The organism is Acinetobacter sp. IK40, assembly GCF_035615075.1.
GTDB classification, from domain to species: Bacteria; Pseudomonadota; Gammaproteobacteria; order Pseudomonadales; family Moraxellaceae; genus Acinetobacter; species Acinetobacter courvalinii.
Window position 1 is genome coordinate 1 of the sequence record NZ_JANBOE010000018.1, and the last position, 9,465, is coordinate 9,465.

10 protein-coding genes and 1 pseudogene are annotated in these 9,465 nt (G+C 48.7%); 3 read left to right on the top strand and 8 right to left on the bottom strand.

All coding sequences use genetic code 11. From position 1 onward, the window contains the following. Positions 1-143: 143 nt before the first annotated feature. Positions 144-266 (top strand): annotated as a pseudogene (locus MSG93_RS18970) (helix-turn-helix domain-containing protein); the annotation flags it as partial. A gap of 91 nt (positions 267-357) precedes the next feature. Here the strand turns inward: MSG93_RS18970 and MSG93_RS18975 are convergent. The 5 genes from MSG93_RS18975 to MSG93_RS18995 form a co-directional block, all read right to left on the bottom strand. Continuing rightward, positions 358-777 (bottom strand): PaaI family thioesterase, encoded by a 420-nt coding sequence (locus MSG93_RS18975; protein ID WP_000029507.1) that lies wholly within the window; start codon positions 775-777, stop codon positions 358-360. 1 nt (position 778) lies between these two features. Next, positions 779-1,243 (bottom strand): PaaI family thioesterase, encoded by a 465-nt coding sequence (locus MSG93_RS18980; protein WP_000378064.1) that lies wholly within the window; start codon positions 1,241-1,243, stop codon positions 779-781. A gap of 56 nt (positions 1,244-1,299) precedes the next feature. Next, the gene (locus tag MSG93_RS18985; protein ID WP_000186299.1) at positions 1,300-2,271 is read right to left on the bottom strand and encodes a BtrH N-terminal domain-containing protein; all 972 of its coding nucleotides are present in this window, start codon (positions 2,269-2,271) and stop codon (positions 1,300-1,302) included. Next, complete coding sequence (locus tag MSG93_RS18990) at positions 2,268-2,894, bottom strand: TetR/AcrR family transcriptional regulator (RefSeq protein WP_000952904.1); 627 nt, start codon at positions 2,892-2,894, stop codon at positions 2,268-2,270. The genes MSG93_RS18985 and MSG93_RS18990 overlap by 4 nt, the downstream gene beginning before the upstream one ends. A gap of 83 nt (positions 2,895-2,977) precedes the next feature. Beyond that, positions 2,978-3,847, bottom strand: coding sequence for a metal-dependent hydrolase (locus tag MSG93_RS18995; RefSeq protein ID WP_000149466.1), 870 nt, complete (start codon positions 3,845-3,847; stop codon positions 2,978-2,980). 656 nt (positions 3,848-4,503) lie between these two features. Between MSG93_RS18995 and MSG93_RS19000 the strand changes: the two genes are divergently transcribed. Beyond that, positions 4,504-4,734 (top strand): IS5 family transposase, encoded by a 231-nt coding sequence (locus MSG93_RS19000; protein WP_004656998.1) that lies wholly within the window; start codon positions 4,504-4,506, stop codon positions 4,732-4,734. A 38-nt stretch (positions 4,735-4,772) separates the two neighbouring features. Here the strand turns inward: MSG93_RS19000 and MSG93_RS19005 are convergent, their stop codons facing one another. The 3 genes from MSG93_RS19005 to MSG93_RS19015 form a co-directional block, all read right to left on the bottom strand. Then, positions 4,773-5,987: an NAD(P)/FAD-dependent oxidoreductase gene (locus MSG93_RS19005; RefSeq protein WP_001193555.1), complete on the bottom strand. Its 1,215-nt coding sequence runs from the start codon at positions 5,985-5,987 to the stop codon at positions 4,773-4,775. Between the two features lie 86 nt (positions 5,988-6,073). After that, entirely contained in the window at positions 6,074-7,465 is a 1,392-nt protein-coding gene (locus MSG93_RS19010) for a cytochrome P450 (protein WP_004658516.1), read from the bottom strand. A 49-nt stretch (positions 7,466-7,514) separates the two neighbouring features. After that, entirely contained in the window at positions 7,515-7,835 is a 321-nt protein-coding gene (locus MSG93_RS19015) for a 2Fe-2S iron-sulfur cluster-binding protein (protein WP_004658513.1), read from the bottom strand. A gap of 216 nt (positions 7,836-8,051) precedes the next feature. Here MSG93_RS19015 and MSG93_RS19020 point away from each other — a divergent pair, with 216 nt between their 5' ends. Further along, entirely contained in the window at positions 8,052-9,131 is a 1,080-nt protein-coding gene (locus MSG93_RS19020) for an AraC family transcriptional regulator (RefSeq protein ID WP_004658508.1), read from the top strand. Positions 9,132-9,465 lie beyond the last annotated feature (334 nt).

The following is a 9,465-nucleotide window of genomic DNA, read 5'->3' on the forward strand; positions in this document are numbered from 1 at the left end:
ACATCAATTTAACTGGGGATTATCTATGGCGAAGCAAAGCCAAGATAGGTGGTGGAAAATTTAGGCCATTGCGCGCAATTGAAAAACCTTAGCGTGCTATATTTTCCGTTTCCTGAGACGACCCCTACAAGGGCCGTAAGCCGTCACTGACTCCTGAACAAGTGGCTCTGCTGCATCAACGTCTTGAATCTGGCGACTACAAAACCAAGCGAGCATTGGCGAAGGAGTTTGGGATTTCTGCGCCAACGCTGTATCGGTATCAGTAGTAGTTCCAGCTATTTGATATTATTTGTCTATCTATTGAAAATTTTTCTGAGTAAAACAGGGTCGGCATCCTGAACTGAGCTTGCTCCAATTTTATTTGCTGCTAACCGTAAACAGGAATCGACCGATACAAACCAACTTGCCATCAAGTAGTAACTGAACCGATACTGTCGTAATGCGCCGACCCGCACGAACAATACTGGGGACTGCCTGTAACGTACCTATAAATGCTGGCCGCAGGTAATCAAAGGTCATCGTGGAGCATAAGGGCAGCTCATTATCACCACGCTGACGGGCAAGATAGGCGGCGGCGGCCACTTCACCAAAACTCGCGAGAATGCCGCCATGAAACGTGCCAATCATCGGGTTGCCGATATGCGAATCACGAAAGTCCATAAAGTACTGTATTTCTCCATGTTGCATTTCCTCACGAAAACCTAGAAAATCGACAAAAGGCTCGTCACACAATTTTAGTGGGGGTGTTTCCGCGCTCATCTGATTTACTATACTCATATCACTCGCCTCGCGCTTCATTGCTGTCAAAAGAGGGTCCCATCGTGCCGATTGCGAAAGAACCAGTGACAGTAGCCAGTAGCTCACCACTGTCTTCTGCAACCGCTCGGCCCGTGATAAAGGCCACCGTATCGGTTCTACCAATGCAATCCACTATCGCCTTTAAACCTACCGCAGAGGGAATACGTCGCAAAAAATCGACACGCAAATCAATAGTGGCAATCGGCTCTAACGACCGCAATGACGAAAAAATAGATAAGCCGCAAGTCGTATCCAGCAGCGTCACCAAAGCCCCTCGATGCAGTGAGCCTTTACGGTCAGAGAGTTGCTCAGAGAAGGGCATCGTCATCTCGGCATGACCATCGCTCACTGCACCAACACTAATATTGAACATATTGAATAAAGGGTGATTAGTACCAAAAAACGCCTTAGCCATGGTCAGGTGTGCCGTGTTATTACTGTCCATTTTTGAACTCCCGCCATTGCTGGCTGATTTTATTGCGAAAAAATTAGCGGCACGTCTCAAAGTGCAAGGGCGGCATCTGTATAATTACGTTCGGCCTGCATCACCGCCACAATGGCCTCTTCAATGGCGGCATATGGAAAGTTTGTGCTTTCCGAGGCAGACTTCAAACACATGGCTAATGCCGTCCATGCTTTTTCGCAAGCCCTCATTAACAGGGGCAGTCGATATTGCTGTACACTTGCGTCATAGTGAACCGCTTCATCAAGGAATTCAGCGTACATTTTGCGGAAGCCGCCGCCACCTGTGCCACGCTTTTCAATAATTTGGTAGGCAAATCGGGTCGTCCAGTGCCAATCGCCTGTGGCTCCCCAACGACTCAGTTCGGCCAGCCATGTTTCCAGTGCCGATATGCCACTCACAGCTAATGACTTGGCGTTGTCATGGATGACACCGGTAATCATCTCGGGGGTAATTTCGCCTTGAAACGCGGTGGGCGTGAACATATTGCCATAGTGAATAAATGGGGGCTGTGTAGAAAAACGTGCGCGGGTCAGTGCCTCTCGCGTCACCGACAAAACACTCGGACGCTCGGTATCGGTGACAAATACCGCACCTGTCTCTGGATTTCTCGACCAAGCGGCTATGGCGTGACCGGGAAAGTGCGTGCTGCTGTTGAAGTAAGGTAAATAAAAAATATCCGTCAGCAACAGGGTGGGGTGACCCGCATCCAAACATTTCTCCAGCGCGGTGGCTGCCGATTCGGGTGACTCGAAGGTTTGCCACTCAAAGGGTATACCGATACTTTCAAATACGCGCGCTTCAAACCCCAAAGACCGCACATGCACTAAAAATGGCACAGGGGCGTCAGCCATTTCCAAATAGGTCACGCCAAGCCCTGAGCCTAATCCAAAGCACATGGCCTCGGAAATATTCAGCCCATTAAACTCGAGCAAATCACGAATTGCGGAGCTGCCACAATGCCTCCCGATGGCGTGCGTGATACGGGATGGAGTCTTATAGTTGGTCACAGGTTTTTTGCCTCTTCGTGAAAATCTGGATTAAGGATGCCTCTTGTCATCATCTGCCATATCGCATCCGCGATCTGTTCAAGATTGTACTTACCATTTTCTTTATACCAAGTGGCAGCCCAGTTTATTGCTCCTAGCCCAATCAGTCTTAACAGATCTGCATCCACATCGTTTCGGATACAACCATAAGACTGCAGATCATCAAGAATTGTCTGCCAATATCGCTCGTATCTGTCTCTCTCAGCAATAATCTGCTCACGTGCGACTCCATGTACCGAGCGCCACTCAAACAACAACACATAAACCATATCGTCACCCGACATAAGGATATCGACATGTGTCTGCAGTGCCGATTGCATTTTTTTGAGTGGATCTTGAATCGCGGAAGTCGCCTCAACAATCCTGTAAATAGTTCTCTCAATAGCAAGCCGCATCATATCAACCAAAATATCGTCTTTACTACGATAGCGGTAATGCAGACTGCCTGGAAGAATACCACAAGCACTGGCAATTTCTCGCACACTGGTACGCTCAAAACCCTTTTCTCGAAACAGCTTGGCAGAAGCGGCTAATACTCTCTCGCGGTCAGCAACTTCGACTCGCGTAGATTCACTACTCAACATAGTTTGACTCATAACATTATATCAATAAGACAGGTTACTCGACTTGGTCAAGTCGAGTCGAGTCTTTCACGGTCTCTCCTGATCTATACAGCTTTTGCAATGGGGACATTAAAAACAATTCGTGACGCTTCCATAGGGTCTTGATGCTTATCATATTCAGCCAGCCAAGAATTAACCTTTTCTGGGATTTCGGTGTCGCTAGGATGGAAACCTGGCTTAAACCAGTCCAGATAGCGTGGAATAAGTCTGGTAATCAGGCCACGTGGTCCATAGAGGCGATAAAATCCCTTAGCAAGCACCAATGGCTGACCTTGTAGTTTGTCAATTTTCAACATATGCCAAAGAACTGAGCCAACCACCGCATGTACCAGTAGCGTTCCGATAATCAAAGCAGATGCGCGGGTGAAATACCCCCCACCTGCCGCTGTTTCGTAAACATCAAAGGCTACTGTTTTGTGTTCGACTTCTTCTACCCCATGCCACATGAACATGGCACGCATTGCGGGATGAGCATTCTTGAACATCTCACCCTCACCCTCCATAGCACCCTCGCCTAGTACAGCAGTAATATGTTCAAAGGCAGCTGTCATGGCCAACAGATACTTGGCGGGCAGGTGTTTTTGGGAGAGCCGAATAAATAATTTGAATCTTGCGATGACCTTTTCGACATGAATGCCTTGCGACTGCATCACCGCATTATACTGGTCATGCACAATGCCATGTTGCGCTTCTTGGCGAAAAAAGTTTTTGATATCTTCTCTCAGTTTAGGATCTGTGACCAGATCCTGATAGTTACGCACCGACTGAATAAAAAAACGCTCTCCATCGGGGAAGTGAATAGAAAGTGCATCAAAGAAGCGTGTTAACACCGGGTCACCGTCGTTCCAAAAAACTGGAACATCACTTAAATCAAACCGCGGCTTACGTGGCTGGATATTGATCATATGAGTCATGGCGAGAGTTTCCTTGTAAAGGCATCGAATGTCTGTAAACCTGCTATCACATTTGACCTTGAGCAATATTTTTCACCTTGGTCAGGCACAGCAAATATCACACAAGAATTCAACGGGTATTGGTCAAATGACCAAATGCATATTTTGAATATATATTGGTCGATTGACCAAATGTCAAGCCTGTCCTCAAAATTTGATAGAATGAGTTAACAACGCAGCAGGTGAGCCAGATCATCTTTGACATCGAATATAGCTACCAGACCTTTTGGCAGAGGTGTTTTTTTAATGTTAGTTTTTTTACATTAGAGTGTGTTGACGTTTGAAAATATTGATTGCAAATTGGAGGCAGACTCAGAGAATTAAAGCTCTCCCCATCCGAGTCCACCATGCCACGCTTTATGCTGAACGACCAACATTGAGCAAAGATTTCTCCTATGCTCAAGCAACAGGACATTGATCACAAACCAAATTTACGGCTCACCGTAGAAGCCATGCTCTACAGAATGTGGGTGAAATGTCCATGGCTAGACCTACCTCCTGACTGAGTTTGGTCAGCAGCCTAATCTCTACAAAAGATACAACGACTGGTCAGCAAAAGGTTTTTTCCAAAGCATACTCAGGGTTTTATCTACTGACTCTGATATAGAGTAGGGGTTATGGATAGCAATTACGTCAAGGCACATCAACATAATGCACGTGCTGCAACTCACGATCAGGAGGCGATTGGCTTAAGTCGAGGTAGCAAGACAAGTAAGATCCATCTTGCCGTAGATGGGTATGGATTACCCATCGTGTTTGCGATCACGGGTGGTGAATTACACAAAGCCAAAGCTGCACCTGACTTGCTCTCACAGGTATCTATCGATGCCATTCTGATTAACATCTGAATCAGCGTAATGCAAATCTAGCCTGATGTAGTTTTAAGCTACCCCATCAACGCCTGTACCGCAATCGACTCATCCGCCAACCGCAGTGGATCGACCGCCGTACCAGCCGTGATCAGCTTTTTGCTTAGCATAAACTCCTGCGGACGATTCACACAATCCGCCGCAATCAGGCGACCCGCCTGCAAATAAAACGCTGCAAAGCTACGCCTTTGCTGCACATCACCCCGAATCACGATCTGATCATACCCCTGACTGAGTCCCGCAATCTGCAACTTTAGATCATACTGATCTGACCAAAACCAAGGCAAACTCTTCGAGGTCCGCTGTAAGCCACACAAGGTCGCCGAGGCAATTTTGGCCTGTTCATTGGCGTTTGGTACCGACTCCAAGCGCATCCGCCGCTGATAAATCGGATTAAACGCATTGGCACAATCCCCGATGGCCACAATCTCTGGCGCACTGGTACGGCAATACTCATCAATCACAATACCATTGTCCACCTGCAAGCCCGCGTCCAGCGCCAACTCGATATTCGGTACAACCCCGACCCCGATGATCACCAGATCTGCATCGAACATCGAACCATCGGCACACAGCACCGCTTGCGCCCGCCCCTCACCCGTGATCGCCGTGACCGACACACCGGTATGAATCGTCACACCCTGTTCGCGATGAATCCGCGTATAAAAGTCCGACACTTCCGGTGCAGTTACCCGCTGCAAAATCCGCTCGGCGGCTTCCAAGACCACCACCTGCATGCCCTGCTCGGTCAATGCGGCGGCTGTTTCAAGACCGATATAGCCACCACCGATCACCACTGCTTTGCCGTTGGGTTGTACAAATGGCTGGATAGCCTGTACATCGCTGATATTTCTAAGATAATGCACACCTGCCAAATCAGACCCAGCCAGCGACACCGTCCTGACTCGTGCACCGGTACACAGCGCCAACTGGTCATACGCAAGCGTACTGCCATCTTGTAGTGTCACGCTGCGCGCTGCCCGATCAATCGCAACCACCCGCCCGTGCCGAAATTCGATCTGATTTTTTTGATAAAAAGCGGCTGGCCGAATCAATAACTCATCGACCAGTTGTGCACCGCATAAAAAGGTCTTGGACAACGGCGGTCGATGATACGGCAAATACGGCTCATCGCCGATCACCACAATCTCGCCCTGCCAGCCATCTGGCCGCAGACTTGCCGCCAACTGCGCCGCAGCATGACTTGCGCCAATGATGACGATTGTTTGCATATGAATTCACTCAGTTCATGGTTGATGCACAGCATCAATTGTTGCCGACGACAGTTGCAAAATGCCTCTGTCGCCTATTTTGATACCTACGCTTTGGCAGTCAGTTTGACCATCATCTTGGCATAGCCGCGCACAAAGTTAGACTGCACCAACTCTGGCTCACCCAATACCTCAATATTGTCGAAGCGAAGCAATAACTCCTCCCACAGAATCCGCAACTGCATCTCGGCCAAGCGATTGCCCATACAGCGATGCACACCAAAGCCAAATGACAAATGATTGCGTGCACCTTTACGATCAATCAAAAACGCATCTGGCTGTTCAATCACCCGCTCGTCACGATTGCCCGAGGCATACCACATTAAGATCTTGTCGCCCTTACGGATGGTTTGGCCGTGCATCTCGATGTCTTGCTTGGCGATGCGACGCATATACGCCAGTGGGGTCTGCCAGCGAATGATCTCGGACACCATATTTGGAATCAGGCTCGGTTGGTTTTTCAGTTTGACAAACTGCTCAGGAAACAGGTTCAGCGCATATACCCCGCCGGTCATGGAGTTCCGCGTGGTGTCATTCCCACCGACAATCAGCAAGGCCAAATTGCCCAAAAACTCCATCGGACGGTGAATCAAATCCTTGGTATCGTCATTGCTCAGCATTAAGCTAATCAAATCAAATCCCATCGGCTCACCTGCCGCTTGCTGAGCCGCCTTGGCATGCCACAGCGCGGCAAACTGCTTGGCCATATCAGCGGCGGCATTAAAAAGCACATCGTTGTCGCTAATCTCACCGCCCGTGGCTTCTGCGCTGCCCGCCAACGTATCAGACCAGTACACCAGCTTGTGCCGCTGTTCATACGGAAAATCTAACAAGGTCGCCAGCATGCGTGCGGTGATTTCTTTGGACACCCGCTCCACCCAATCAAACGGCGTATCGAGCGGCAAATCATCCAAAATCTCTTGTACCCGACTGCGGATCAGCCCTTCCATTTCTTTTAAATTTTTCGGTGCGACCACACCTTGTACCGCTTGACGCTGCACATCGTGCTTAGGCGGATCCATTGCAATAAACATTTCCACATCCAGTCCGGCGGGCGGCTTGCCAATCACAATCACCGGTTCCGCCGAAAACAGCTCGTGGGATTTGTCCACGAACACAATATCGTCATAACGGGTAATCGACCAAAATGCACCGAATGGACTGCTTTTTTGGTAATGAACAGGACGCTCGTCGCGTAGCCGCTTAAAGTATGACTGCCATTGATGCTGTCGATATAAAAACGGATTGCTCATATCGATGTCTTCGAGCTTGAGCGTGGCAACATCGGGGATTGGCTTTTCTACAAAATCAGGGAACGGTTGCGCCTGTGTCACCCGTTGCTTGACCTTTTGGAACACCTGCATGCCTTTCACTTGTAAATGCATGGGTATCGGCAGCAGGGCTGAAATTTGGTTTAGTGTGGCTTGCATGTTTTTCATGATTCATTCCTCAATGATGATGCTTAACAGCTGTTGAAATCTGCCGTCACTACATTTGAAACTCAGGCAAATGCACCACCATGCCATCCATTGCATCGGACAATTGAATCTGGCACGCCAAACGAGACGACGCCGTACCTTCTGGTACCATCTCTAGCATGCGCGCCTCTTCGTCATTGGGCTGTCCTGTCGCCGCCAGCCAAGCACCGTCAACGATCACATGACAGGTTCCACAAGCACATTCGCCACCGCAATCTCCATCAATGCCGGATACGCCGTGATCGATAGCCAGTTGCATCAGCGACTTGCCCGCTTCGATGTCAAGTACGGTGGCGGTACCGTCATACTCGATCAATGTAATTTGACCCATTATTACTACTCCTGTGTGGTATACGGTTGCTGGTGACGCCGATGAAAATAGCCATCCCTCTTTACTCATAATAGACATGTATCCATACTGCTTACAGGTCTCTTGTTGACAATATAGGGTCATTAAAAGACGATTATGGCGCTGTAGCCCCATCGTCGATTGCATTTTTCTAGTCGATGTTCTTTCATACTGGTCTGTTATTGAGGTGTTTGAGCCATGTTGCATCCAAGTCTGCTGACTGGTCTCGCCAGTACAAGTGAATCTGCTAATATCCCCTGTAGCTATACCCGTCTGATTGGCCGAGAGCTGGACTTGCAGGCGCGTGACCTACCTAAACTATTAAAATTCACCACGCTGACCGCTGAACAACTGATGCGTGACGACACGATGATCACGGCCAGCCAACAGATTCAAATCTTACAAAATAGCTTGGAGTTGTCCGCATCCGATCAGTTTGGCTTGCGTTTAGGGCAGCGGCTCACGCCGTCAACACATGGCTCGATGGGCTTTTTAATCAATAGCAGCCCGAACTTATTGGCCGTGTTACAAGCGTTTCAAACTTTTTTGCCGACCCGTATGAGTTTGATTAGGCTCGAAACACACACCAATGCTGAGTGGACGACCTGCTTGATTTTCTTTGAGCAGACCTTGAGTCATGCAGTACATCGGCTACTGTCCGAAACTGTTGCGGTGATTTTTTCGGAATGTGCCGAATTTATTGTTGGACGACCGCTGACCGAGGCGGTGATTCAGTTTAGCCATCCCGCCCCCGATCATCATGCCTGTTACGCGGATTATCTTGCCGGTACCTATCAGTTTGATCAGCCACAACTGTCGATCCGAGTGCCGACCGAGTTGTGCTTGATTGCCAATGCATCCGCGCAGCACGATAGCTATCTGCTGGCGATGCAACAATGCGAAATGATCCTCAACCGGCTCAAGACCCAACAACACAGCACCACCTACCAAGTGCAAAAAGCCATGCTGTCCTATCCGCTCGGGCAACTGAGTGAAGAGGATCTGGCTGCAGCCTTGTTTATGAATAAGCGTACGCTGGCCAGACGTCTGGTCAAAGAGAACACGAGTTACCGGCTGATTCGAGATCGGATTTTATCTGAGAAAGCCAGTAGTTATTTACATGACCCTCAAATATCGGTCGAGGCAATTGCCAGCTTACTGAATTACCACGACTCTGCTAATTTTCGGCGCGCGTTTAAACGCTGGTTTGGTGTATCACCAAGTGCTTATCGGCGAAAAATCACCCATCGGCAAGAAGAAAATGACCTGAGAGAATGAGGTTGTTCGTATGATTGTTAATACGTTGAAACATCAATACGCCCTAGAAAAATACCTTAAAACGCTATGTCAGAGATGGCAATCATATGGCAGCCCTCCACTTCCAATCCGATAACCTCAACTCAACCCAACGCTTGCAACCCGCTGTGAACTCTGTAGAGGTTTTAATTCCCATTGCAGCCCATCCACCGTCAATGTCTTCAGTTAGGGGTCGTCTCAGGAAACGGAAAATATAGCACGCTAAGGATTTTCACTCCGACTTCTTTTAACGATATCCAACACGGTATTTTTGCTTAGATTGACCAGCCGACCGACTTGTCGATAAGAGTGTCCA

Excerpts from the sequence above, each read along its gene's own strand:
- MSG93_RS18975 (WP_000029507.1), bottom strand. The coding sequence starts at position 777 with ATGAGTATAGTAAATCAGATGAGCGCGGAAACACCCCCACTAAAATTG.
- MSG93_RS18980 (WP_000378064.1), bottom strand. The coding sequence starts at position 1,243 with ATGGACAGTAATAACACGGCACACCTGACCATGGCTAAGGCGTTTTTT.
- MSG93_RS18990 (WP_000952904.1), bottom strand. The coding sequence starts at position 2,894 with ATGTTGAGTAGTGAATCTACGCGAGTCGAAGTTGCTGACCGCGAGAGA.
- MSG93_RS18995 (WP_000149466.1), bottom strand. The coding sequence starts at position 3,847 with ATGACTCATATGATCAATATCCAGCCACGTAAGCCGCGGTTTGATTTA.
- MSG93_RS19000 (WP_004656998.1), top strand. The coding sequence starts at position 4,504 with ATGGATAGCAATTACGTCAAGGCACATCAACATAATGCACGTGCTGCA.
- MSG93_RS19005 (WP_001193555.1), bottom strand. The coding sequence starts at position 5,987 with ATGCAAACAATCGTCATCATTGGCGCAAGTCATGCTGCGGCGCAGTTG.
- MSG93_RS19010 (WP_004658516.1), bottom strand. The coding sequence starts at position 7,465 with ATGAAAAACATGCAAGCCACACTAAACCAAATTTCAGCCCTGCTGCCG.
- MSG93_RS19015 (WP_004658513.1), bottom strand. The coding sequence starts at position 7,835 with ATGGGTCAAATTACATTGATCGAGTATGACGGTACCGCCACCGTACTT.
- MSG93_RS19020 (WP_004658508.1), top strand. The coding sequence starts at position 8,052 with ATGTTGCATCCAAGTCTGCTGACTGGTCTCGCCAGTACAAGTGAATCT.